This is a genomic window from Kribbella pratensis (assembly GCF_004365355.1).
GTDB lineage: Bacteria > Actinomycetota > Actinomycetes > Propionibacteriales > Kribbellaceae > Kribbella.
This window is the reverse complement of sequence record NZ_SODP01000003.1, coordinates 1-24209: the sequence shown is the minus strand read 5'-3', so window position 1 is coordinate 24209 and position 24209 is coordinate 1. Positions and strand designations below refer to the sequence as shown.

The 24209-nt window shown below is 68.7% G+C and carries 28 protein-coding genes and 1 pseudogene; 13 read left to right on the top strand and 16 right to left on the bottom strand.

Translation table 11 applies throughout. The annotated features are described in order from the left end of the window. Position 1: 1 nt before the first annotated feature. Positions 2-868: an arylamine N-acetyltransferase family protein gene (locus EV653_RS27720; protein ID WP_166679603.1), complete on the top strand. Its 867-nt coding sequence runs from the start codon at positions 2-4 to the stop codon at positions 866-868. Here the strand turns inward: EV653_RS27720 and EV653_RS27715 are convergent. The 11 genes and pseudogenes from EV653_RS27715 to EV653_RS27665 form a co-directional block, all read right to left on the bottom strand. Further along, complete coding sequence (locus EV653_RS27715) at positions 830-2281, bottom strand: NADH-quinone oxidoreductase subunit N (RefSeq protein ID WP_134106923.1); 1452 nt, start codon at positions 2279-2281, stop codon at positions 830-832. The two genes, EV653_RS27720 and EV653_RS27715, sit on opposite strands and share 39 nt — an antisense overlap. Then, positions 2278-3825: a complex I subunit 4 family protein gene (locus EV653_RS27710; RefSeq protein WP_134106921.1), complete on the bottom strand. Its 1548-nt coding sequence runs from the start codon at positions 3823-3825 to the stop codon at positions 2278-2280. Before EV653_RS27710 ends, EV653_RS27715 begins: the two co-directional genes overlap by 4 nt. Further along, a complete protein-coding gene (locus EV653_RS27705) occupies positions 3822-5588 on the bottom strand; it encodes an NADH-quinone oxidoreductase subunit 5 family protein (RefSeq protein ID WP_134106919.1) in 1767 nt (588 codons plus the stop codon). The genes EV653_RS27710 and EV653_RS27705 overlap by 4 nt, the downstream gene beginning before the upstream one ends. Beyond that, entirely contained in the window at positions 5585-5935 is a 351-nt protein-coding gene (gene nuoK / locus EV653_RS27700; RefSeq protein WP_134106917.1) for an NADH-quinone oxidoreductase subunit NuoK, read from the bottom strand. The genes EV653_RS27705 and nuoK overlap by 4 nt, the downstream gene beginning before the upstream one ends. Before the next feature lies 1 nt (position 5936). Further along, on the bottom strand, positions 5937-6431 hold the full coding sequence (locus EV653_RS27695; RefSeq protein ID WP_134106915.1) for an NADH-quinone oxidoreductase subunit J family protein: 495 nt from the start codon (positions 6429-6431) through the stop codon (positions 5937-5939). Between the two features lie 170 nt (positions 6432-6601). Beyond that, positions 6602-6817: pseudogene (locus EV653_RS42300) on the bottom strand (4Fe-4S binding protein); the annotation flags it as partial. Between the two features lie 191 nt (positions 6818-7008). Then, positions 7009-7686, bottom strand: coding sequence for a methylenetetrahydrofolate reductase (locus EV653_RS27685; RefSeq protein WP_238160342.1), 678 nt, complete (start codon positions 7684-7686; stop codon positions 7009-7011). A gap of 105 nt (positions 7687-7791) precedes the next feature. Beyond that, on the bottom strand, positions 7792-9012 hold the full coding sequence (locus EV653_RS27680) for an RNA polymerase sigma factor (RefSeq protein WP_134106909.1): 1221 nt from the start codon (positions 9010-9012) through the stop codon (positions 7792-7794). Next, positions 9009-9353 (bottom strand): YciI family protein, encoded by a 345-nt coding sequence (locus EV653_RS27675; protein ID WP_134106907.1) that lies wholly within the window; start codon positions 9351-9353, stop codon positions 9009-9011. The genes EV653_RS27680 and EV653_RS27675 overlap by 4 nt, the downstream gene beginning before the upstream one ends. A gap of 34 nt (positions 9354-9387) precedes the next feature. Then, a complete protein-coding gene (locus tag EV653_RS27670) occupies positions 9388-10683 on the bottom strand; it encodes a sensor histidine kinase (RefSeq protein ID WP_134106905.1) in 1296 nt (431 codons plus the stop codon). Next, a complete protein-coding gene (locus EV653_RS27665) occupies positions 10680-11336 on the bottom strand; it encodes a response regulator transcription factor (RefSeq protein ID WP_134106903.1) in 657 nt (218 codons plus the stop codon). Before EV653_RS27665 ends, EV653_RS27670 begins: the two co-directional genes overlap by 4 nt. Positions 11337-11443: 107 nt before the next feature. On the opposite strand from EV653_RS27665, the gene EV653_RS27660 reads away from it, so the two are divergent. The 4 genes from EV653_RS27660 to EV653_RS27645 are packed head-to-tail and all read left to right on the top strand — an operon-like array spanning position 11444 to position 14863. Beyond that, positions 11444-11953, top strand: a complete 510-nt coding sequence (locus EV653_RS27660) for a hypothetical protein (protein WP_134106901.1) — start codon at positions 11444-11446, stop codon at positions 11951-11953. Further along, positions 11926-13005, top strand: a complete 1080-nt coding sequence (locus tag EV653_RS27655) for a peptidoglycan-binding protein (RefSeq protein WP_238160332.1) — start codon at positions 11926-11928, stop codon at positions 13003-13005. Before EV653_RS27660 ends, EV653_RS27655 begins: the two co-directional genes overlap by 28 nt. Then, positions 13002-13667: an ABC transporter ATP-binding protein gene (locus EV653_RS27650; RefSeq protein ID WP_134106899.1), complete on the top strand. Its 666-nt coding sequence runs from the start codon at positions 13002-13004 to the stop codon at positions 13665-13667. Before EV653_RS27655 ends, EV653_RS27650 begins: the two co-directional genes overlap by 4 nt. Next, the gene (locus EV653_RS27645; protein WP_134106897.1) at positions 13664-14863 is read left to right on the top strand and encodes an ABC transporter permease; all 1200 of its coding nucleotides are present in this window, start codon (positions 13664-13666) and stop codon (positions 14861-14863) included. Before EV653_RS27650 ends, EV653_RS27645 begins: the two co-directional genes overlap by 4 nt. Before the next feature lie 105 nt (positions 14864-14968). Here the strand turns inward: EV653_RS27645 and EV653_RS27640 are convergent, their stop codons facing one another. Beyond that, positions 14969-15916, bottom strand: coding sequence for a complex I subunit 1/NuoH family protein (locus EV653_RS27640; RefSeq protein WP_238160324.1), 948 nt, complete (start codon positions 15914-15916; stop codon positions 14969-14971). Positions 15917-15977: 61 nt separating this feature from the next. On the opposite strand from EV653_RS27640, the gene EV653_RS42295 reads away from it, so the two are divergent. Genes EV653_RS42295 through EV653_RS27620 form a run of 4 tightly spaced genes read left to right on the top strand, consistent with a single transcriptional unit; the run spans position 15978 to position 17834 of the window. Then, positions 15978-16361: an SDR family oxidoreductase gene (locus EV653_RS42295; protein ID WP_238160318.1), complete on the top strand. Its 384-nt coding sequence runs from the start codon at positions 15978-15980 to the stop codon at positions 16359-16361. Further along, entirely contained in the window at positions 16283-17158 is an 876-nt protein-coding gene (locus EV653_RS42290; RefSeq protein WP_238160309.1) for a nuclear transport factor 2 family protein, read from the top strand. The genes EV653_RS42295 and EV653_RS42290 overlap by 79 nt, the downstream gene beginning before the upstream one ends. 32 nt (positions 17159-17190) lie before the next feature. Next, positions 17191-17412, top strand: a complete 222-nt coding sequence (gene vapB, locus EV653_RS27625; protein WP_134106893.1) for a type II toxin-antitoxin system VapB family antitoxin — start codon at positions 17191-17193, stop codon at positions 17410-17412. Next, positions 17409-17834: a PIN domain nuclease gene (locus EV653_RS27620; protein WP_134106891.1), complete on the top strand. Its 426-nt coding sequence runs from the start codon at positions 17409-17411 to the stop codon at positions 17832-17834. Before vapB ends, EV653_RS27620 begins: the two co-directional genes overlap by 4 nt. On the opposite strand, the gene EV653_RS27615 is transcribed toward EV653_RS27620, so the two are convergent. Genes EV653_RS27615 through EV653_RS27600 form a run of 4 tightly spaced genes read right to left on the bottom strand, consistent with a single transcriptional unit; the run spans position 17825 to position 20946 of the window. Beyond that, entirely contained in the window at positions 17825-18757 is a 933-nt protein-coding gene (locus tag EV653_RS27615; RefSeq protein WP_238160304.1) for a GNAT family N-acetyltransferase, read from the bottom strand. The genes EV653_RS27620 and EV653_RS27615 overlap by 10 nt on opposite strands. Then, positions 18754-19548: an NADH-quinone oxidoreductase subunit C gene (locus EV653_RS27610; protein ID WP_134106889.1), complete on the bottom strand. Its 795-nt coding sequence runs from the start codon at positions 19546-19548 to the stop codon at positions 18754-18756. The genes EV653_RS27615 and EV653_RS27610 overlap by 4 nt, the downstream gene beginning before the upstream one ends. After that, positions 19545-20096, bottom strand: a complete 552-nt coding sequence (locus tag EV653_RS27605) for an NADH-quinone oxidoreductase subunit B (protein ID WP_134106887.1) — start codon at positions 20094-20096, stop codon at positions 19545-19547. Before EV653_RS27605 ends, EV653_RS27610 begins: the two co-directional genes overlap by 4 nt. 4 nt (positions 20097-20100) lie before the next feature. Then, positions 20101-20946 carry an alpha/beta fold hydrolase gene (locus EV653_RS27600; protein ID WP_134106885.1) on the bottom strand — a complete coding sequence of 282 codons (846 nt, stop codon included), beginning with the start codon at positions 20944-20946 and terminating at the stop codon, positions 20101-20103. A gap of 101 nt (positions 20947-21047) precedes the next feature. On the opposite strand from EV653_RS27600, the gene EV653_RS27595 reads away from it, so the two are divergent. From EV653_RS27595 to EV653_RS41365, 4 genes are all read left to right on the top strand, one after another. After that, positions 21048-22505: a purine-cytosine permease family protein gene (locus EV653_RS27595; protein ID WP_202871871.1), complete on the top strand. Its 1458-nt coding sequence runs from the start codon at positions 21048-21050 to the stop codon at positions 22503-22505. Further along, positions 22505-23020, top strand: coding sequence for a cysteine hydrolase family protein (locus tag EV653_RS27590; RefSeq protein ID WP_134106883.1), 516 nt, complete (start codon positions 22505-22507; stop codon positions 23018-23020). The genes EV653_RS27595 and EV653_RS27590 overlap by 1 nt, the downstream gene beginning before the upstream one ends. Then, positions 23017-23727, top strand: a complete 711-nt coding sequence (locus tag EV653_RS27585) for a GntR family transcriptional regulator (protein ID WP_238160303.1) — start codon at positions 23017-23019, stop codon at positions 23725-23727. The genes EV653_RS27590 and EV653_RS27585 overlap by 4 nt, the downstream gene beginning before the upstream one ends. 178 nt (positions 23728-23905) lie before the next feature. Beyond that, positions 23906-24058 (top strand): hypothetical protein, encoded by a 153-nt coding sequence (locus tag EV653_RS41365; protein WP_166679602.1) that lies wholly within the window; start codon positions 23906-23908, stop codon positions 24056-24058. The last annotated feature ends 151 nt before the right edge of the window (positions 24059-24209 follow it).

Here is a 24209-nt window from a genome sequence, read left to right as displayed (position 1 = left end):
CATGGATACCACGGCGTTCCTGCAGCGGATCGGAATCGGCGAGTATGACGGTCCGCCGCGGCTGGAGGCGTTGACGCGACTGCACGAGGCGTTTGTCGACCAGGTGCCGTACGAGTCCATCCAGTACCAGCTGACGCCGGGCGGTCCGCTGGAGCCGGAGGACGTGGTGAAGCGGATGATCACCCGGGAGGCCGGCGGGTACTGCTTTCAGCTGAACGGGTCGTTCGCGCTGCTGCTGACAGAGCTCGGGTACGGCGTGCAGATGCACCGCGGCGGCGTACAAACGGTCAACCGTCCCGGCGGAGTCGACGCCAGCCACATGGTCCTCACGGTGACCGGACTGATCGAGGACCCGGACCGCGTCTGGCTGGCCGACGTCGGTCTCGGTGATGGTCTGCGTCAGCCGATGCCGCTCGAGGTCGGGGAGGTGGATCAGTATCCGTTCACGCTGCGCCTGCGTCCGTCGGAGCTGACCGACGGCTGGCGCCTCGACCACGATCCCCGCGCGAATCTCATCGGCATGGACTTCGAGTCGGCGCCGGTCGGGCTGGACGCGTTCGCCGCCCAGCACGCTCGGTTGTCGACGGATCCCACCTCACCTTTCGTGCGACTCGCGTCCGCGTTCCGCCGTACGCCGAAATCCGTGGTCGTACTGCGCTCTGTCGGTCTGAGTGAGACCTTCGCCGACCGGGTCGACAACACCTTGCTCGAAAACCCGACCGACTACTTCAGTGCCCTGGCCGACCTCTTCCACCTCCCGCTCCCCCACTACAGCGCCTCCGACCGCGACCAGCTCTGGCGCCGCGTGTGGTCGCAGTACGAAGACTTCCTAGGTCGCCAGCGCGAAGAGGACGCTGGGGAGGACTGAGACGACCGCGGTGAGGGCGGCGAACAGGGAGAGCATCGCGACGGCTGGGGTCTCGATGTCGACCGAGAACGGGTCGTCGGCGGGGAGCCGGAAGAGTTCGGCGACCCAGCGCAGGTAGACGGCGAGGCCGATCATCACATTGAGGGCCATCACGATCGCCAGCCAGCCGAGGTGTGCGTCGATCACAGCCTGGAAGGCGGCGAACTTCGTGAACAGGCCCGCCAGACCGGGCGGCAGACCGGCGAGAACGACCAGGAAGAAGATCAGCGCCGCGGCGAGACCGGGCTCGGAGCGGACCATGCCGCGATAGTCGGTCAACAGGCCACCGGGGCGATGACGCTGTACGACGGCGACCGCTCCGAACGCGCCGAGCGTGACCACGACGTACGCCGCCAGGTACCCGACCACCGCCTGCGCGTCGCCGACGGCCAACGGTGCGAGCAGGAAGCCGACCTGACCGATCGACGACCAGGCGAGCAGCCGGACCGCCTCGACCTGACGCAGCGCCGCGAGGTTGCCGACCGTCATCGTGAGAGCCGCCAGGATCGCGATCACGGTGCGCAGGTGCGAGCCGTCCGGCGCGATCCCGGCCGTCACCAGCACGAGCAGTCCGGCGACCCCGGCCGACTTCGAGACGACCGCAAGGAACGTGGTGACCTCGATCGGCGCTCCGACGTACGTGTCCGGCAACCATGCGTGGAACGGCACCGCCGCGATCTTGAACGCGAACCCGACGATCACGAACAGCCCGGCCGCGAACGCCACCCGCCCGAGGTCGGGGTCGAGACCGTTCAGCCGGTTCGCGATCGTGGCCAGGTAGAGCGAGCCGGTCACGCCGTACAAGTAGGAGACACCGAAGAGCATCACCGCGGTCGACAGCACCGACACCAGGAACGCCTTCATCGCGCCCTCGGATCCGCGTCGGTCCCGCCGCAGTCCGACCATCGCGAAGCTCGGCAGCGACACCACCTCGAGCGCGATCACGAGCGTCGCGAGATCGCGCGCACCCGCCAGGACGGTCGCGCCGGTCAGCGCGCTCAGCAGCAGGAAGTGGTATTCACCGATCGGCACGTCCGAGGCCAGGAGCCGGTACGTCGACAGGCCCACCACGCCGAGCCCGCCGACCAGCAGCACCGCCCACAACCCGGCCGTCAACGGCTCGAACACGAAACTGCACTCCGCCGGCCCTTCGACCGCCGGCCGGCAGAACGCGGGCTTGAATCCGCCCCGCTGCGCCCACACGAAGACGAGCCCGAACAGGATCACCGCACTCGTCAGCAGCGTGACGACGGTATGGCGCAACTCGGCCGAAGCGCTTCTCCAGAAGCTGTCGACCAGCAGCACCGCAACCGCGCCGATCGCCAGCACCAGCGGTACGGCGATCGCCTGCCAATCGGTCCAGGTCAGCGTCATAGGAACGTCCACTGGTTGAGCAACGTGAAGGGCCAGAGGCCGAGGAACACAGTCAGCACGACCAACGGGACGAAGGTCACGAACTCGATCCGGCTCAGGTCGACGGCGAACGCGGCGGGCGGGTTCTCGGCGGGATCACCTTGGCACAGCTCGCGGATCAGCCGGAGGAAGTACGCCGCGGTCAGTACGGCGCCCAGTCCGGCGATCACCATCAGCACGATGAAAGTGGCTCGAGGCAACCAATCGGCCGGGTGGTAGGCGCCGAGCAGGACAAGCATCTCACCCCAGAACCCAGCCAGGCCGGGTAGCCCGAGCGACGCGAGGCAGGCGTACGTGAGCAGCCCACTGATCCGGGGAAGCCGCGCGTAGAGCGCCCGGCCGATCGCGCGCAGATCGCTGGTGTCGTGCCGGTCCTTGATCGCCCCGGCCAGGAAGAACAGCAGGCCGGTGATGATGCCGTGGGCAAGGTTCGCGTACAGCGCGCCGTTCAGACCCTCCGGTGACATCGTCGCGATCCCGAGCCCGATGAAGCCCATGTGCCCGACGCTCGAATAAGCGATCAGCCGCTTCACATCGGTCTGCGCCAGACAAGCCAGCGACCCGGCGACGATCGCGACGACCGAGAACCCGGCCAGGTACGGCGCGATGGTGGCCGTCGCATCAGGCAGCACCGGCAGCAGGATGCGGATCATGCCGTAGCTGCCCAGCTTCAGCAGTACGCCGGCCAGCAGCACCGAGCCGACCGTCGGTGCCTTGGCGTGAGCGTCCGGCAACCAGATGTGCAGCGGCCAGAGCGGCATCTTCACCGCGAGCCCGACCGCGATCAGGATGGCGGCGGCAAGCGGTACACCGTGTCCGCCCTTGATCGGATGCTGCCCGAGGAACACCAGGTCGAACGTCCCCGCGTGCCGATGGACGAGCAGGAAGCCCAGCAGCATCAAGGCCGAGCCGAACACCGTCATCAGGATGAAGGTGGTCGCGGCGCGTCGGCGCCCGGCGCGGTCGTGGTCGTCGCCCCAGATGTCGATCACGAGCCACATCGGGATCAGCACGATCTCGAAGAACACGAAGAACAGCACGAGGTCGGCGGCCGCGAAGGCGCCGATCACACCGGTTTCGATCACCAGCAGCAACGCGATCAGGGACCGGGTCCGGCCGATGCGCGGGGTGATCTTCAACGAGTACACGCAGCACAGGAGGACCAGCAGCGCCGTCAACGTGATCAGCGGGAGCGAGATCGTGTCGACGGCGAGATGGAATCGCACGCCCAGCGACGGGATCCACGGCACGTTGATGTCGACGTCCGGCGTCAACTTGCCGGGCAAGGTCCTCGGCAGCGGACCGTAAACAGCCTCCACTGTGCATGGACAGTGCGGGCGGCGCATGTCCCACCAGAGGACGAGCGACGCGACCAGCAGGACCCCCGACACGACCGTCCCGACCAGCGCGGCGACACGATCGGCCGTCACGACGGGCAGCGCCCACAGGACGACAGCCGTCAGCGTCGGCACCGCGATGAGGGCGATTAGCAACGATTCGCTCACGAGCCGATCACCCCCGCCAGGATCGCCAGCGCGACCGCACCGATCACGGCCGCGGTCAGGTACGTCTGCACGTTGCCCGTCTGCAGCTTCCGGAAGCCCTGCGAGGCCAGTACGCCGGCCCGCCCGGCCGCCCGCACGTAGCCCCCGATCACGTCCCGGTCGTTGCCGACCGCGAGCTTCGCCAGCCATTCCACCGGCACGACGAACAGTCGCTGGTACGCCGGATCCACGCCGTACTCACGCTCCAGCACGACCGGTCGCGGATCGGCGCCCCGCTGCCAGAGCGAGTACGCCGCGAAGCCGCCGAGCACTGCGAGAACGGTCGTGACCAGCGCGATCGGCAGGTTGAGGTGGACGCCGTCGACGTAGCCCAGCCCGATTGCGCCGATCGCGAGCAGCACCATCGGCGCGAGCATCAGCCACGACCCGTCGCGAAGCTTGTTCGCGTCGGGCTCGTCGAGATCCGCCATCGGGTCGTCGCCTTCGAACGCGCCGACCGCGCCCGCGAGCGCCGGAGTACGGAAGAACACCCACAGCCACATGCGCACGCAGTAGAACGCCGTCATCGCCGCGGTCAGGCAGACCGAGACGAGCACGATCCACCCGACCGTCGAACCGTCCTTCGCCTGCTCCCACGCTGCTGCGACCACGGCGTCCTTGGAGAAGAACCCGGAGAACCCCGGTACGCCGGCCAGCGCCGCGAGGCCGATCGTCATCGTCACGAACGTCACGCGCAACTGTTTCCGCGAAGCACCGCGGCGCGTGTAACGACGCAGTACGACGAAGGCGGCGCTGCCGACCTGATGCAGGAGTACGCCGGCACACAGGAACAGCAGGCCCTTGAACGCTGCATGCGTCAACAGCTGGAAGAGCGCTGCACGTCGACCGTCATGCGTACCGAGCGAGAGCGCCGCGAACATGATCGCCAACTGGCTGACGGTCGACCAGGCCAGTACCCGCTTCACTTCCACGGCCGCCATCGCGCAGGAGGCGGCGAACAGCATCGTCACGCAGGCCACGACGGCCAGCACGGTCAGGGTGGTCCGGGCCTCGACGAACACGTTGTACAGCCGGGCGATCAGGAAGACACCGGCGGCAACCATCGTCGCCGCGTGGATCAGCGCACTGACCGGACTCGGGCCAGGCATCGCGTCCGGAAGCCAGGTCTGCAGCGGGACCTGCGCAGACTTGCCGATGACACCGACCAGCAGCAGGATCGTGCCGATCGTCAACGTGCGCGGCTCGATCGGGCCGCTGCCGAGCTCGGAGATCCGGAAGGTGTGGTAGCCGACACCGAGCACGAAGATCCCGAACAGGAAGCCGACGTCGCCGAGCCTGGTCATCAGGAACGCCTTCATCGCACCGGCCCGGGCGTCGCGGCGCTCCCAGTAGTGACCGATCAGCAGGTACGAGCAGGCGCCCATCACCTCCCAGCCGATCAGCAGGACGAACAGGTTGTCCGAGATCACGACGGTCACCATCGCCGCCGTGAACAGGGTGACAAGAGCCGTGTACGACGCGATGCGCTCGCGGACGTAGCCGATCGAGTAGATCTGGACGCAGGCGGAGACGACACCGACGACGGCGAGCATCAGCACGGTGAGGCCGTCGGTGCGGAACTCGTACGAGAACCAGAAGTCCTCGCCGATCATCGCGCCGCCGGCCTTGGTCTGCTGCGGGTCCACGCCGTACAGGAGAGCGGCGGCCAGCACGACGAGGAGCGAGAAGCCGACGCCGGCCACCCGCCAGGCGGTGGCGATCACGTGGCCTTCTCCTGTTCGACCAGCTCGTTCCGTTCAGCATCGTCCTGTTCGGCGAGGTCCCGCGCGGCGTCGGCGTCGACGTGACCGTGGCCGCGGAACAGCAGCAGGACGATCGCCAGGCCGAGACCGATCTCGGCCGCCGCGAGCGTGATCACGAAGACGGCCAGCGTCTGGCCGGTGGCGTCGTTGATCCGCCAGGCGTCGAAGGCGACGAGGTTGAGGTTGACCGCGTTCAGCATCAGCTCGAACGCCATCAGCAGGGTGATCACGTTGCGACGCGCGAGAACGCCGTACACCCCGATGCAGAACAGCACGACGGCCAGCAGCAGCGGGAGGATCAACGGCACGTCAGTCCTCCTTCTTCCGCTGGGACAGGGCGATCGCGCCGATCAGCGCGGCCAGCAGGAGGACCGAGAGAACTTCGAACGGGAGCACCCAGGTCTTGAAGACCTGCGTTCCCACTGCCTGCGCGGATCCGTCCACCACCGGCTTGATCTTCTCGTTGCCAAAAGCAAGAACCACGCCGGCGCCGAGGACCAGTGCCAGCACGGCCGCGACGACGGCCGCGAACGGGCTGCGGCCGGTCGTCAGGCTCGGCAGTGGGTTCGTCGGCGCTTTGGTCAACATGAGCGCGAACAGCACCAGGACGACGATGGCGCCGACGTACACCAGGATCTGGACCAGCGCGACGAACTCCGCATGCAGGACGCCGAAGCAGCCGGCGATCGCCCCGAGCGCGACGACCAGCCAGAGCGCGGCGTGCACGATCCGCTGGGAGGTCACGACCAGGACCGAGGCGATGAGGGCGACGGCTCCCGCAACGCTGAACAGGGCTGTGGTCACGCCTCGTCCTCTTGCGTCGGGCCGGGGGTCTCAGCCGTCGGGCCGGGGGGCTCTGCCGTCGGGCCGGGGTCGATGGGTTGCGGCGCGGGCACGGTCCACATCCAGTCGCGGAGGCGGTCCTTCTCGTGGGTCAGGTTGCGCAGGTCGGTCTCGGCGTACTCGAACTCCGGCGACCAGAACAGCGCGTCGAACGGGCAGGCCTCGATACAGATCCCGCAGTACATGCACAGGCTGAAGTCGATCGCGAACCGGTCCAGCACGTTCCGGCTGCGCTCCCGCGCCTGCTCACCGACCGACGGCGCGGTCTCGGTGTGCGAGTCGATGTAGATGCACCAGCTCGGGCACTCGCGGGCGCACAGCATGCAGGAGGTGCAGTTCTCCTCCATCAGCGCGATCACACCACGACTGCGCGGCGGCAACTCCGGCAGGACATCCGGATACTGCTCGGTGACAGACCGACGGGCCAGCGTCCTCGCGGTGACCTTCAGCCCCTCGACCAGCCCCTTACCCGGCACCCCCACGCTCCACCTCCCGTCTCTAAGCAGGACACTAGCCTCCCACGACCCGATCCGGCGCGCTAAAGCTCGCGCTCGAGCCGGGCGGCGACCTGCCGGTACCGGCTCACCGGTATCAGATGAACGCCGTCGAACGCACCCGAGTCACGGATCGCGAGGATTTGCTCGCAGGCGTGGTCGACGCCGGCGTCGCGGTCCTGGTCGACCGCCTCGATCAGGGCCGGCGGGATCTTGAGCTGGGGCAGAGCGGCGAGGTCGTGGGCCATCTTCGCCGAGGCCAGCACCATCACGCCGGCGTACACCGGGATGCCGAGGTCGACCGAGTCGCGCCAGCGGAGGAGCTCGTCGAGGTCGTAGCTGACCTGCACGTACAGGAAGTCGGCCTCGGCCTTCCAGCGCGGAACCTTGGTCAGGCGGGTCGCGGCGCCGACCTGGAAGGGGTTGCAGCCGGGGTACGTCGTATCGCGTGCCTGCTCGATCATCGTGCGGACCGTGAGCTGACTCGTCCGGGCACCTTCCGCGGGTTCGTCCCCGTGGACGAACAAGAACTGCTCCACGCCGTACGCCGCCGCCGTCAGCAGATCCCTGCGGAAGCCGAGCAGGTTGCGGTCACGGGAGTTGAGGCAGGCGATGCCCCGGGCACCCATCAACTGCACCTCGTTGGCCACCGCGACGCTGGAAACGGTCGCCCGGCCGATGTGGTTGTCCGGGATCAGGAACCCGTCCGCGATCGGACTCATCACCCCGATCTGATGCCGAACCCGCTTCAGATCAGGCCGGGTAGGCGGCTCCACCTCACAAACCAACTCAAATCCCCGCACGGGTGGACCTTACAGAACGGCGGGTCAGCCCGGCGGGAGGTGCTCGAGGCGTGATCGGAGGAAGTGCTGCTCGGCTTCGTTGGGGGTCAGGGCGAGAGCGCGCTGGTAGGCCGCTTGCGCCTCTGGCGCGCGGCCCAGTTGCGTCAGGAGGTCGGCGCGGATCGCGTGGAAGAGGTAGTAGGTGTCAAGGTCGAGCGCGTCGACGAGGGTCAGCGCCGCGGCGGGGCCATCGACTTCAGAGACTGCGACGGCTCGGTTGAGGGCAACCACCGGAGAGGGCTCGAGGGTCAGGAGGTGGTCGTAGAGCTGGACGATCTGGCGCCAATCCGTCGACTCGGCTGATGTCGCGTCGGCGTGGACGGCGTTGATGGCTGCCTGGAGTTGGTACGGGCCGGGCTGGTTGCGGCGGAGGCATCGGCGTACCAGTGCATGGCCCTCGGTGATCAGCGGGCGGTCCCAGAGTGTGCGGTCCTGCTCGCGGAGGCGGATGAGCCCGCCGTCGGCCCCGACCCGCGCGGGGCGGCGGGCTTGTTGAAGGAGCATCAGGGCGAGCAGGCCGACGGCCTCGGGTTCGTCGGGCATGAGGTCGGCCACCAGCCGGCCGAGGCGGATGGCTTCGAGCGCGAGTTCGTCGCGAACGAGGGATTCGCCCGACGACGCGGCGTACCCCTCGTTGAAGATCAGGTAGACGACGGCGAGTACGCCGCGCACGCGCTCGGGCAGATCGGCCTCGTACGGGACGCGGTACGGGATACCGGCCGCGCGGATCTTCGCCTTGGCGCGGACCAGGCGTTGCGCCATCGTCGGCTCGGGGACGAGGAACGCGTGCGCGATCTCGGTGGTGGTGAGGCCGCCGAGCATGCGGAGGGTGAGCGCGACGCGGACGTTCAGCGCGAGGGCCGGGTGGCAGCAGGTGAACATCAGCCGCAGACGATCGTCGTCCACCGCACCCACCTCCTCCGGCTCGTCCTGGGCATGCAACAGTGCCGTCTGGGCCGCCTGGGCCTGCTTGTCGGCCCGCGCGGACTCGCGGCGCAGCCGGTCGATCGCCCGGTTCCGGGCGGTCGTGATGATCCAGCCGGCCGGACTCGGCGGTACGCCGCTCTCCGCCCACTTCTCCACCGCCGTCGCGAAGGCATCCTGTACGGCGTCCTCGGCGATCTCCAGATCCCCGAAGACCCGCGTCAACACTGCGACCGCCCGCCCGTGCTCGGCGCGGAAGATCGCGGCCAGATCAGGTGTCACGACTGGAAGGGTCTGACTTCTACGGACAGGTTGCGGAGAACCTTGGCCAGGCGGCGGGCCCAGTGGAGTGCGGCGTCGAGGTCGTCGACCTGGATGACGGTGAAACCTCCCAGGTGCTCCTTGCCCTCGGTGAACGGGCCGTCGGTGATCAGCACCTCGTCACCGTGCGCTTTCAGCACGGTCGCGGTGTCCGGCGGGTGCAGACCGGCCGCGAACACCCAGACGCCGGCCGCCTGCATCTCCTCGTTCAACGCCTGAAGCTCCCGCAGGATCGGCTGCAGGACCTCGGGCTCGGGGATCGGACCGTCGGGCTGGTAGATGCTGAGCAGGTACTGGTTCATCGTGTCCTCCTTCTCGTCATCTGTACGAATGGCCTCAGCCCGGATCGACAGGCAGCTCCACAGTAATTTCCAGACCGCCTCCGGCTCGCGGTACGGCGATGACAGTCCCGCCGTGCGCCTCGGCCACCGAGCGGACGATCGACAACCCGAGCCCGGCGCCCTTCCCGCTGACCAGCCGTTCGGCGCCCAGCCGGTAGAACGGCTTGAACAGGCTCTCCACCTCGTACGGCGGGATCTCCGGCCCGGTGTTCGTCACGATCACCTGCACGGACGCCCCGACCGTCTTGCTGATCACGCGAACCCACCGGGCGGACCCGGATCCCAGCCCCATCACAACTGGCGGCTGCGCACTGTCGCCCGCCTGTTCGCCCCGGCGCGGCTCGATTGTGATGGCCTGGGGATCCGTGTTGTGGCGGATACCGTTCTGTACCAGGTTGTGCACCAGGCGCTCGAGCAGGAGCGCATCCCCCCGCGCCGGCGCGTCGCCCGGTCCGCGGATCACCTCGACGCCCGCTTCCGCCGCCTCAGCGGACAGTTGTCTGCAGACGTGGTCCAGCACGTCGCTCAGATTCACCGGATAGACCGCCGTCAGCTGCTTCTCGGAGTCCGCGAGGATCAGCAAACCCTCGATCAGCTGCTCGTGTCGCGCGTTGATCGTCAGCAGGCTCTCGCCCAGTTCCTTCACGTCGGCAGACGCCGTACGCCGGTGCATCGCGACCTCGACCAGCGCCCGGCCGAGCGTCAACGGCGTCCGCAGCTCATGCGACGCGTTGGCCACGAACCGGCGCTGGCCGTCGAACGAATGGTCCAGCCGTTCGACCATCGTGTCGAACGCATCGGCCAGGTTCTTCACCTCGTCGTCAGGCCCCTTGAGCGCAATCCGCTCGTGCAAGGCCGCAGGTGAAGCCGAGATCCGGCGAGCCGTGTCGGTGACTCGATGCAGCGGCGCCAGCACCCGCCCGGCCACCAACCATCCGAATCCCGCCGCCAATCCACCCACTACAACCAGCGCGACACTCCCCTGGATCAGCAACGACTTGATCGCCGCCTGGCGGACCTGCTCGCGCTGCTGCTCGAGCACCCTCTCCGCATCCGACCCGGTGAGTACGGCGCCGTCCTTGTTCATCACGTAGACGTCGTTGGTCGGCGGCGGTGGCTTCTGGGCTCCAGGCGCCGGACTGAGGTACGTCCCCTTCACGATCACGCGGTACTGCTGGCCGAGGTTCGCGTTGAACAGCGCATACGTCACCCCGAGCAGCACCACGCCGGCAACCATGAACAACCCGCCGTACAGCAAGGTCAGCCGGCCCCGCAGCGTCAGCCGCCTCATGGGATGCGGTACCCGACGCCGGTGACGGTCTCGACCAGCCCCGGCTCGCCCAGCTTCCGGCGCAGCTTGAGGATCGTCAGCCGGACCGCCCCGGTGAACGGGTCCACGTGCTCGTCCCATGCTTTCTCCAGCAGTTGTTCGGCCGACACGGTCGCGCCGGAGGCCCGCAGCAACTCCGCGAGTACGGCGAACTCCTTCTTCGACAGCGGCACGTACCGGCCGTCGCGGAACACCTCGTGCCGCGCCGGGTCCAGCGTCACGCCGGCACGTCGCAGTACGGGCGGATCGGCCGGACGACTTCGCCGCCCCAACGCGAGCACCCGGGCAGCCAACTCGGCGAACGCGAACGGCTTGGTCAGGTAATCGTCCGCACCGAGCCCGAGGCCTTCCACCCGGTCGGTGACCGCGGCGGCGGCCGTCAGCATCAGCACGCGAGTATCCGACCCGGACTGCACCAACTGCCGGCACACCTCGTCGCCGTGCACGACGGGGATGTCGCGGTCCAGCACGAGGACGTCGTACGCGTTCACCGACAGCCGTTCGAGCGCGGCGCCGCCGTCACCGGCCACGTCGACCGCATGTGACTCGTCACGCAGCCACTCCGCGATCGCTGCCGCCAGCAACGGTTCGTCCTCGACCACCAGAACCCGCACGCACCCCATGATCCCCGACGACCGTGTTTCCCCCGTGTTAGCGCACTCGGAAACGGCCGGGAAACGGCGTACGGCGAAGGCTGCGGGGAAACGAGAGGAGCGCACCGATGCGCAAGACCATCCTGGCCACCACCGTGCTGGCGGCCGCCGTACTCGTCACCGGCTGCGGAGCGGACAAGCCCGACACTCAGGTCGCCTCCGGTAGTGGAGGGGCCCGGTCGACCGCCCCCAGCAGCGCGCCGGCCAGCCTCAGCCAGGACGAGATGGCGGTCAAGTTCACCCAGTGCCTGCGGGAGAACGGCCTGAATGTCCCGGACCCGGAGCCCGGCAAGGGGCCGATGCTCAGGTTCGACAAGAACTCCGGTGTCACCCAGGAGCAGGTCCAGAAGGCGATGGAGGCCTGCCGTGAGTACGACCCGCAGGCGCAGGGCAGCGCTAACCCGCAGCAGGCCGAGAACGGGCGCAAGTACGCCGAGTGCATGCGGAAGAACGGTGTCGAGAAGTTCCCGGACCCGAAGCCGGACCAGCGCGGCATCATGATCGGCCCGGGCGTCGCCGACGACCCCGACTTCCAGAAGGCGCAGGACGCGTGCCAGAGCATCCTGGCGGCGCGGTGATGCGGAAGGCCCTCACGGCTGTGGTCGTCCTGGCCGCCGGGGGCGCGGCGAGCGCGTTCCTGGTGAATCGCGGCGATACCAGTCAGGCATCGAATCAGCCGGCGCAGGCTTTGCCGGTCAACACCACCAAGGTCACGCAACAGACCTTGAAGGACACCGAGACCCAGGACGGCCAGCTCGGCTTCGGTACGACGTCCTCTGCCGTCAGCCGGATCGCCGGCACGGTCACCGCCGTACCGGACAGCGGGCAGGAGCTGCGGCGCGGGAACACCGTCTACAGCATCGACAACAAGCCGACGATCCTGCTGTACGGCGCGCTCCCGGCGTACCGGAGGCTGTCGATCGGGGCCGAGGGCAACGATGTGCTGCAGCTCGAGCAGAACCTCAGGGCGATGGGATACGCGGGATTCACCGTCGACGACGAGTACACCGCCGCCACCGCCGAAGCGGTCGAGGAGTGGCAGGACGATCTCGGTCTGGACGAGACCGGCGTCGTCGAGCTCGGCAGCGTGCTGTTCGCGCCCGGTCATATCCGCGTCGACAGCGTGCAAGGTCAGGAGGGCACACCGCTCGGCCCGAACCAGCCGGTGCTGTCCTACACCGGCACGACCCGGGCCGTCACGGTCCAGCTCGACGCGGCGGACCAGCGGCTCGCCACGCTCAACGCGGCAGTGACGGTAGCGCTGCCGGACGGCAGGACCGTGCCGGGCCGGATCGAGAAGGCGTCGACGGTGATCATCCCGGCGGAGAGCCCGGACAAGGACCCCGAGACCAAGGTCGAAGTGATCGTTGCCATCGCCAACCAAAAGGCGGTGGCCGCTTGGTCGTCAGCGGCAACTGATGTCACCTTCACTGCCTCGGAACGCAAGAACGTGCTGACCGTCCCGGTGGCGGCTCTGGTCGCGCTCCGCGAAGGCGGGTTCGGCGTCGAGGTCACCGACGGCACGACGTCGCACTACGTGCCCGTGCAGACAGGGCTGTTCGCGAGCGGCCAGGTCGAGGTCAGCGGTTCCGGAATCAAGGCCGGCACCACGGTGGGGATCCCGAAGTGATCGAGCTGAGCGAGGTCACCAAGGTCTACCCGGGCGGTGTGAACGCGCTCGACGGAGTCAGCTTGCGGATCGAGGCGGGCGAGTTGGTCGCGATCGTCGGCCCGTCCGGCTCCGGCAAATCCACGATGCTGAACGTGCTCGGCACTCTCGATCGTCCGACCTCGGGCACCGTCCACATCGATCGGTACGACGTGGCGCGGCTCTCCGACGCCGGGTTGTCGGCATTGCGGTCGACCCGGATCGGCTTCGTGTTCCAGCAGTTCCACCTGGCCGCGGGCGTACGTGCGGTGGACAACGTCGCGGACGGCCTGCTCTACTCCGGCCTTCGATTGTCCGTACGACGGAAGCGTGCCGCGGCCGCACTCGTACGGGTCGGGCTCGGGCACCGGCTGGATCACGAGCCGCACGAGCTGTCCGGTGGTGAACGGCAGCGCGTCGCCGTCGCGCGAGCGGTCGCCGGCGAACCCGCCGTACTGCTCGCCGACGAACCGACCGGGGCACTCGACTCCGCATCCGGCGCCGGCGTGATGGAACTGCTGCGCGACCTGCACGCGGCCGGTACGACGGTCGTCGTCATCACGCACGACCGGGAAATCGCCGCTTCCCTCCCCCGCCAGGTCCGCATGCGCGACGGCCGCATCATCGAGGAGGTGAGGTCATGAGAGGCGAACTCAAGCCGGCGTCCCTGAAGCTGGGTGACGTTGTCCGGGTAGGCGCCGTCGGTCTGCGGACCCGGCCGACCCGCGCGTTCCTGTCCGCGTTGGGGATTGCGATCGGGATTGCCGCGATGGTCTCCGTCGTCGGGATCTCGTCGTCCTCCCGGGCCGAGCTCGACGGGCAACTCGATGCCTTGGGCACGAATCTTCTGACGGTTGCCCCCGGCACCCGGTTGACCGGCGAGCAGGCCCAACTGCCACTCACCGCCGAGGCTATGGTCCGCCGGATCGGCCCGGTCCGGGCCGAGTCCGCGGTCGGCAAGGTCGACGACACGTCCGTCTACCGGACCAACAAGATCCCGGACGTCGAGACCAACGGCATCATCGCGTACGCCGCCCGCGCCAACCTGCTCGACACCATCGGCGCGACCGTCCGCAGCGGCAAGTGGATCGACGCGGCGACCGGCTCGTACCCGGCGACCGTGCTCGGCTCGAGCGCCGCCGACCGGCTCGGGATCACCAAGGCGGGACCGGACACCCAGGTGCTGATCGGCCATGTCTGGTTCACCGTCCTCGGCATCCTCGAGCCGGCCGCACTCGCACCGGAGCTGGACAGCGCCGCGCTCATGGGTTGGCCGGCGGCGAGCAAGCTGTCCTTCGACGGACACCCGACCACGATCTACACGAGGTCGGACGACGCCCAGGTGCCGGCGGTCCGATCGGTGCTCGGGGCAACCGCCAACCCCGAGGCGCCGAACGAGGTCGAGGTCTCGCGGCCGTCCGACGCGCTCGCCGCGAAGCAAGCAGCTGGACAGGCGTTCACCGGCCTGCTGCTCGGACTCGGCGCGGTCGCACTCCTGGTCGGCGGCGTTGGGGTCGCCAACATCATGGTGATCTCCGTGCTCGAACGCCGCGCGGAGATCGGCCTGCGCCGGTCGCTCGGCGCGACCCGCGGTCAGATCCGCACCCAGTTCCTCACCGAGTCGCTGCTGCTCTCCGCGCTGGGCGGGGTCGGCGGCGCGCTCCTCGGATCCGCGGTCACGGCGGCATACGCGTCGTACCACAACTGGTTGACGGTGATCCCGGTCTGGGCGCTTGCCGGTGGAGTCGTGGCGACGCTCGTAATCGGTGCGCTGGCCGGCCTGTACCCCGCCGTCCGCGCCTCGCGGCTGTCGCCCACCGAGGCGCTGGCCACGACCTAGGCGGACCTGCGTCACTGACCAACTGACCCGACCTACGCGCACGCGCGCTCACCACACCCGCGGCGCGGCACCTCAGGCGGGTTTGGTCAGTGGCGCACGTCCGGGTCAGAAGACGACGACGCCGATGCCGGTGAGCGCGAGCTGGAGCAGCGCCACCGGCACCAGGCCCTGCCAGGCGAGCTTCTGCAGCTGGTCCGCGCGCATCCGCGGGAACGACACGCGCACCCAGATCACCACGACCGAGACCAGCGCGACCTTCACGATGGTCCAGATCCAGCCGATCGATTCAGGGCCCGGTCCGCTCCAGCCGCCGAGGAACAGCACCGTTGTGAGCCCCGCGAGGACGACGATCCCGGCGTACTCCGCGAGCAGGAACATCGCGAACCGCAGGCCGGTGTACTCCGTGTACGGGCCGAAGATCACCTCGGAGTCCGCGACCGGCATGTCGAACGGCGGCCGCTGCAACTCGGCAAGACCCGCGATGAAAAACACGATCATGCCCGGCAGCTGCCAGAGCAGCCACCACGGGTTCCACGCGTGCGCGATGCCGGTCAGGCTGAGCGATCCGGCGGCGACCGCGACACTCGCGGCGGACAGCACGAACGGCAGCTCGTAGCTCATCAGCTGGGCCGCGACCCGGAGTCCGCCGAGCAGGCTGTACTTGTTGCCGCTGCCCCAGCCCGCCATCAGCGAACCGAGTACGCCGATGCTCATCACCGCGAGCACGAAGAACAGCCCGGAATCCAGGTCGGCGCCGACGATGCCGGGCGCCAGCGGGATCGCGGCGAGCGCGGCGAGGTACGGCAGGATCGCGACGACCGGGGCCCACTCGAAGACCCGCTTGTCCGCGGCCGCCGGGACGACGCTCTCCTTCTGGACGAACTTCACCCCGTCGGCAACCAGCTGCGCCCAGCCGTGGAACGCGCCGGCGTACATCGGGCCGAGCCGTGACTGCATGTGTGCCATCACTTTGTGCTCGGCCTGACCGACCAGCAACGGCGCCACCAGGAAGGCGACCAGGACGCCCACCACCCGCACCACGAACTCCAGCATGACCGCCAGCCTAGTGTGTCCGGCTTGACCTCAACCAACGTTGAGGTCAAAGGATCGTGTCATGACTACCGTTCTTGTCACTGGAGCCACCGGTCGGGTCGGCCGGCATGTCGTCGCCGGACTGCGCGCGGCGGGGGTGACCGTTCGCGCTCTCGTCCGTACGCCGGACCTCGCCGGTTTCCCACCCGAAATCGAGCTGATCCAGGGCGATATCACCGACGTCGCCGCCGTACGACGGGCTGCGGCCGGCGTGGATGCTGCGTTCCTGCTGTGGCCCTCGTTCAGCGCGGACGGGGCGTCGCAGATCGTCCGGCGTTGCCTTCGCGAGTCGTGTATCTGTCTTCGCTCAGCGCCGCCGAGGGTGGGGTGTGGGGTGATGTCGAGCAGTTGCTGCGCGATGCCGACAAGGCGTGGACGTTCCTGCGCCCGAGCGGGTTCGCGGTGAACGCTCAGGCGTGGGCCGCCGACTTCCGCTCCGGCGACACGCTGCGGCTGCCGTACCCGGAGGCGTCGCGGTCGATGATCCACGAGCGCGACATCGCGGCGGTCGCCGTACTCAGCTTCGTCAACCCCGGCCACGTCGGCCAGATCTACGAGCTCACGGGCCCCGAGGCACTCACCCAGGCCGAGCAGGTCGCCACCATCGCCCGTGCGGTCGGCAAGGACATGCACGTCGTACCACTCGTGGGGGACGAGGCCCGTCAGGCCATGCTCGACCAAGGCGCCGATCCAGCCCTCGCCGCCAGCGCCGTCAGCTACTGGGCCTCGCTCGTCGACAACCCTGAGCCCGTCACCACGACAGTCGCCGAACTAACCGGCCGCCCCGCCCTCACCTTCGCGGAGTGGGCCCGCGAGCACGCCGACGAATTCCGCGTCCTCTCCACGGCCGAGGTCGCCCAGGGGTACGTCGACGCACTGTCCGCCGGCCGCCTGGACGAAGCAGTCGCCTACTTGGCCCCGGACGTGATCCGCACAGCCCCACTCGAATCCGCGACCGAACTCAAAGGCGTAGCCGCAATCCTCGAAAACGCCCGCCGCCTCAACACCGACATCGAATACCTCGCCGTCGAAACCCTGGGCCCACTCCTCCACACCAACCACTTCGCCATCCGCTTCACCTTCACCCAACGCAACACCACCACCGGCGCCCAATCCCAAACCACCAAACTCTCCCTCTGCACCGTGGAGTCCGGCCACATAACCCGCGAAGACGTCTTCTACTACACGCCTGCGCCGTCCTGATATCATGAGATATCGGACGAGGGAGGTGCGTCATGAGCGACGTTCTCATTCGCGACGTTCCGGACGACGTGCTCGCGGTGATCGACCATCGAGCGGCCGGCCTGGGCCTGTCCAGGAGTGAGTATCTGCGACGACAGCTCAGCCAGGAGGCTGGACGCTCTGAGGTTACCGTGACCGTGGCGGATCTGGAGCGATTCTCAGACCTGGCTCGCGATCTGGAAGACCCTGAGGTCATGGACCAGGCCTGGTCATGACACCAACCGTCGACTCCCGGCGCTGGCTGATCGACAAGTCGGCTCTGGTACGCCTGAGCACGGCTCCCGATCGGGAGGAGTGGGCGAACCGCATCAACCGCGGGCTCGTGCACGTCACCACGGTGACCCTGCTCGAGGTCGGGTTCTCGGCGCGATCCGCGGACGAGCATCGCTCTCTCTTGCAGCAGCCACCCGTCGCAGCTATGCCGGTGGAAAACGTCACCCCAGCGACCGAGCGTCGTGCCGTCGTCGTTCAGTCGCAGCTCGCATCCGCCGGCCAGCACCGAGCGCCTTCGGTGGCAGACCTATTGATCGCCGCTACCGCCGAGCAGACCGGGTTGGTTCTACTTCACCTGGACAAGGACTTCGAACTCATCGCCAATCTCACCGGGCAGCCGACAGAGCGGCTCGCTCAGGTCTGACGTAGCGGGAGCTGAACCCAGCCGCCTACGTCGTGGCGGCCGGCGGTCAGGGCGGCGGTGCGGGCGCCGTGGTTGGCGGAGTGAATGGTGCCGATGAAGATGCGGGTCGGGTCGGGGAGGGCCTGGGCGAGGAGGGTGCTCAGGTGGGGGCCGTAGCCGTGGCCGCGATGGTGCTTGGCGAGGATGAGCTCGCGGACGACGTACGCCGGGAGGCCCAGGGCGTCGTCGGGTTTGATGATGGCCGCGGCGTACCCGGCCCACTCGTCATTCACCGTGATCTCGAAGAGCAAACCGTCGTCGGCGGATTCCTGGAGATCCTCGAGGTCCTGGATGGCAGCTTCTTCGGTGTGGTGCGGGTGGTCTGCGTCCACAGCCTCGTATGCGCGGCGCGCCTCGTCGTAGTGTTCGACGCTCTTCGCGGGGCGCAGCGCGAGGCCGGGCGGTACGTCGCGTGGTTGCAGCTCGCTGATCGGTGCGGCGAGGAAGCGGCGGTCGGGCACGGTGCCCTCGACGCCGGCGTCCGCGCTCCAGAGGCGGAGGTAGAGCGGATTGTGGATGCCGTAGTACTCCTGGGCCGCCTCGGCGAGCGCTGATAGGTCGCTCGGCTTCGGTGAGCGGCTCATCGGGGTGGCGTCGACGAACGGCTTGGCGAGGTTCATGTTCTCGAAGCGCATGCTGAACATCACCTGGAGGTCATTGCCTACGGCAACCCAATGGTTGAGCATCGCCTCGACCGGCTTGCCCGGCGCCAGGCGCGCGGTCCGCTGGGTCGCGATGTCCAGGTCCTCGGCCAGCAGGATGTCCAATGCCGCATGCTCTTCGGCCAGGATCGCCAGCCGGCGCGCGTCGTCGACCCACGTACGGGTCAACGGATGCTGACGCTCCAACGTGTACCGCGCCAGCTCCTCGGCCGAAGGAATCACGACGACTCTTCCGGCGACCCATCCCCCGACCGCTCAGCAGGCCCGGCTTCGGTCGCGGGCTCCGCAGGCGGCGCGTCCGGGGGGCTCGCCGGAGCCGCGTCGGTGGGCGGGGATTGGCGGCGCGCACGGCGCTCCCCGCCTGCGCCTGCTGCTCGTCGGGGGCGCGCGGGAGTTGCGGCTGCCTGCGCGGCCGCTAGCGGGTCTGGGTCGGGGGAGCCTGGTGGGCGCGGGCCCCAGGTTTCGGGGTCGGGGACGCCGGGTGGGAGGGTGCGGCGGCGGCTGGGGGCGCCGGCGGGGGCGTGGTCGGATTCGCCGGGTTCCTTGGCGCCCGGCCAGGGCTTGGCGACCCGGGAGGCCAGGACGAACTCCTTGCGGAGCGGGTGGCCCTCGAACTCGTCCGGCAGGAGCAGCGTGATCAGATTCGGATGACCTTCGAAGCTGATTCCGAACATCTCGAACGTCTCGCGCTCATGCCAGTTCGCCCCGGCGTACACCTCGGACAGCGTCGGCAGCACCGCCTTGTCCCGCGGCACCAGCGTCCGCACCAGCACATGATCGACGTGCGACCCGCCCCAGAAGTCCGCGAGGTGCGACACCACCCGGAAGCCGTCAGTCAGCTCGTCCGAAGCGCTCAGGAAGTCGAAGAACGTGAGCCCGACGGCATCCCGCAGTACCTCGTGCGCCGCCACCCACGACTCCGGCGGTACGTCGATCGCGGTCGGGCCGAAGCTGTCCGTCGACGTCGCGGTGATGCCGGCACTCGTCAGCGCCTCCAGTGCGTCGGCGCTCAAGGCTGCACCAGGCCGCGGGTCAGCGCCGCCGCGGACGGCTCCTCGTACCGGTCGGCGAGCGCCTCGCCCGCGATCTTCTCCTGCAGTTTGAGGATCCCCTGCAGCAACGCCTCCGGCCGCGGCGGGCAGCCGGGCACGTACACGTCGACCGGGATGATCTGGTCGACGCCCTTGGTCACGCAGTACGAGTCCCAGTACGGGCCGCCCGAGTTCGAACAGGAGCCGAACGAGATCACGTACTTCGGTTCGGGCATCTGGTCGTACAGCCGCTTGATCGCCGGCGCCATCTTGTCCGTGACGGTGCCCGACACCACCATCAGGTCGGCCTGCCGCGGTCCGGGCGCGAACGGGATCACGCCGAGCCGGATGAAGTCGTGCCGGCCCATCGACGCGGCGATGAACTCGATCGCGCAGCAGGCCAGCCCGAAGTTGAACACCCAGAGCGAGTACTTGCGCCCCCAGTTCAGCAGGTACCGGACCGGCTCCGGCGCGAGCCTTGCCAGCGCGCCGACTTCCGGTCGCACCGTCGGCATCCCCAGCTCGGTCATGCGCTCAGCCTAGTCCGACAATCTCCTCCGCGAGGATCTCCGGGTATTCGAGTGGCGCGTAGTGCCCGACGCCGTCGACGTACCGCACCCGGACGTCGCTGAAGAAGTCGTCCACCCGGTCCGACCACGCCCGCGGGAACAGCGGGTCGAACTCTGGCCACAGCACCACAGTCGGTACGGCGATCCGGTCGTACGACGGAGGCGCCGTCTCGGCCGCGGACACTGCGACCGACCCGGCACCCGCCCGGTACCACTGGATCGACGCCGTGAACGCACCGGGCTGCGAATACGTATCCACCAGGTGATCGAGCTCCGGCTCGAACCCCGGCCCGGACCAGTGCGTCCAGAAGTGGTTCAGGTACGAGCGGACGGCGTCCGGCTTCCCGTCGATCAACTCCTCGATCACCGGCAGCCGATGGAACGCCTGGTACCAGAACTCCGCCTGCGCCTGCTCGGAGAACACCCGCTTGCCGATCCCCGGCAGCGGCGGCGCGATCACGATGCCGTCGATCAGCTCCGACTGGTTCCGCGCGATCCCCTGCGCGATCCGGCTGCCGACGTCGTACCCCGCGAGCACCGGACGCTCCAGCCCCAGCTCCTCCATCAGACCCACCACGCTCCGCCCCTGCGCGGCGACGCCGTACTGCGCCGGGTCGGTATCGGCCGCGTCCGACTCACCGAACCCGCGGAGATCCGGCACCACCACGTCGAAGCCGCGCTCCGCGAGCATCGGCGCGAGCAGCCGGTAATCGGTGCGATCGCCCGGCCATCCGTGCAACAGCACTACCGCCGGGCCCTCGCCGATCCGGTCGTACGCCAGCCGGAATCCGTCCACCGCTTCAGTCAGCATGGCCCTCAGTTTTCGGCAACCGCGCAGTGTTGACCACTCTCACACCCAGGCTTACCGTGGTTGAACAGGACTGAACAGGTCCACTCCGGTGGGGAGACACCATGGCTGACCAGCTCGAGGTGCAGCAGACCCGCGCGCTCCAGGTGGAGAGCAACGGGCTGAACGTGATCGCCGACGCGGACCGGAAGGGCCGCCCGAGCCAGCTGTTCTGGCCGTGGTTCGGAGCGAACGTCTCCGTGCTCGGGCTGAGCTACGGCGCGTTCGCGCTCGGATTCGGGATCTCGTTCTGGCAGGCGGCGATCGCCGGCCTGATCGGGGTGGTGTTCTCGTTCCTGCTCTGCGGGCTGATCGCGCTGGCCGGCAAACGCGGTTCGGCCCCGACCATGGTGCTCAGCCGCGCCGCGTTCGGTGTCCGAGGCAACAAATTGCCGTCACTGGTGTCGTGGCTGCTGACCGTCGGCTGGGAGACCGTGCTGACGATCCTCGCGACGCTCGCGACCGCGACCGTGTTCGAGCGGCTCGGCTGGGGCGGCGGCAACCTCACTAAGGTGATCGCGCTGGTCGTGGTCGGTCTGCTGACGGTCGCTTGCGGCGTACTCGGATTCGACCTGATCATGCGGGCGCAGACAGTCATCACCGTTGTCACCGGCGTACTCACCGTTGTTTACATCATCCTGGTCGCCGACCAGATCCACTGGAGCACGGTGTCCGCGCTGCCGAGCGGTTCGTCGCAGGCGGTCATCGGCGCGCTGGTGTTCCTGATGACGGGCTTCGGGCTCGGCTGGGTGAACGCGGCCGCGGACTACTCGCGGTACCTGCCCCGCCAGGCGTCGAGTCGCGGCGTGGTCGGCTGGACGACGTTCGGCGGCTCGGTGGCTCCCGTCGTACTGCTGATCTTCGGTCTGCTGCTGGCGGGTTCGTCGGCGGACCTGAGTAAGGCGATCGGCGCGGACCCGATCGGCGCGCTGGCAAGCGCGTTGCCGACGTGGTTCCTGGTGCCGTTCGTGATCGTCGCGGTGCTCGGCCTGGTCGGTGGCGCCGTACTCGACATCTACTCGTCCGGCCTCGCGCTGCTGTCGCTCGGACTGCCGGTCAAGCGGTACGTCGCGGCGTTCATCGACGGGGTGGTGATGATCGGCGGGACGATCTACGTCGTCTTCTACGGCGGCGATTTCCTGGGCCAGTTCCAGGGGTTCCTGATCACGCTCGGCGTTCCGATCGCGGCCTGGTGCGGGATCATGCTCGCCGACATCGCGGCCCGGCGCCAGAACTACGCCGAGGACGACCTCTACCGGCCGAACGGGCGGTACGGCGATGTGCAGTGGTTGCCCGTGGCCACGATGCTCGTTGCCACCGGCATCGGCTGGGGCCTGGTCACGAACACGCTGGCGTCGTGGCTGACCTGGCAGGGCTACCTGCTCGGGCCGCTCGGTCTCGGCGGCAAGGGAGGCGCGTGGGCGTACGCGAACCTCGGCGTACTCGCGGCGCTCGTGATCGGGTTCCTCGTGCAGTGGTTCGGCCGCGGGGCCGCAGTACGCCGGCAGGAGGCGACCGCCTGATGGTCCTGGCCCTCATCGACCTGCAACGGATCTTCGCGGACCCGGAGTCCGGCTGGGCGACCCCGGGCTTCGAGCGGGTGATCGCGCCGACCAAGGAGTTGCTGGAGATCTTCGGGTCGGATGTCGTCTTCACCCGGTTCGTGGCGCCGGAGAAACCGTTCGGTGCCTGGGTGCCTTATTACCAGGAGTTCCCTTTCGCGTTGCAGCCGCCCGACGCGACGGAGTACGAGCTGGTCGACGAGTTCAAGGGCGCTCCAACTCTGGACAAGATCTCCTTCGGGAAGTGGGGTCCGGAGCTGGCGGCCGCGGCGGACGGTCGGCTTGTCCTCGGCGGGGTGACGACGGACTGCTGCGTGATCAGTACGGCGCTGGCTGCGGTCGACGCCGGCGTACAGGTCCAGGTCGTCGAGGAGGCGTGTGCCGGATCGACCGACGAGAACCATCGCAAGGCGATCGACATCATGCGGCTGTACGCGCCGATGATCGAGATCGTGCACGTGGAGCAATTGCGATGATGCGCCGGATCTCCCTGAAACACGAGCGGGTCGCACGGGTGCTCGCGCGGGAGATCAAGTCCGGCGTCGTACGGCGTGGTGCACAGCTGCCCGGGGAGGTGGAGCTGGCTCGCCGGTTCTCGGTCAGTCGCAACACGGTCCGCGCGGCGCTCGCCGTACTGGCCGAGGAACAGCTGATCGCGACGCATACCGGCAAGGGTTCGTACGTGCTGTTCGACGGCCGGCCGCTGGACGGGCGGCTCGGGTGGACGCATGCCCTGTCCGAGCAGGGCGTGGAGACCCGGATGCGAACGGTACGGATCGAACGCTCGACCGATCCCGGGCTGGCGTCCCGGCTAGGTCTGGAATCGCCCGAGGTGGTGGTGATCGAGCGGGTCCGGCAGCTGACGGACGGTACGGCGATCTCCCTCGAACGCAGCCGGATCCCGGCGCTGGACGCACTGCGGGACCTCCCCGAACGCGGCCTCGACAACGGCTCGATCAGCGTCACCCTCAACCGCGCCGGCCTCTACCTCGACCACTGCGAACAGCGCCTCCGCGGCCGCCCCCTCACCCCCGTCGAAGCCGGCCACCTGAACCGCCCCGCCGGCACCTGGTTCCTCCACACCACCCGCACCAGCTGGACCGCCGACGACCGCTTCGCCGAACACGCCGACGAACTCCTGGACCCAGACCACTACGAACTAAGCCTCTCCTACCGCAGCTGACCCGTACTGCGAACAGCCGCCCCGCGTGCTCTGCGGAGCGCGCGGGGCTGTCCGCAGTAGGCCGGGGAGGCTTCTAAGGGGTTGGTTGCCTCGGGCATAGGGAGTTGTGCGGATGTGGGGGGTCTCCTCAGGGGCGCACTGTCTACTCATCGACAGGAGCTCGGAGGAGATCATGTTCATGTACTCGACCGACGCGGTGCGGGCCGAGATCAAGTACCGGCAGGACCGCATCAAGCACGACTTCCAGCGTCCGTTCTGGTTCCAGCGCAAGCCTAAGCAGCAGCCGCCCGCGCCCTGTGCGCCCGAGCTGCGTGCCCGTCCGGCGATGTGACCGCGAGGTCACCGCCCCAGGCCCCCTCCCCCAGGCGCGGGGGGGGGGGCGGGGGCCGCCCCCCCCCCCCGCGGGGACCCCCGCCGCCCCCCGCGAAACACCACCCCCACCCCCCCCAGGTCAGAGGGGCGCGTGGGGACCGCTTATGGGG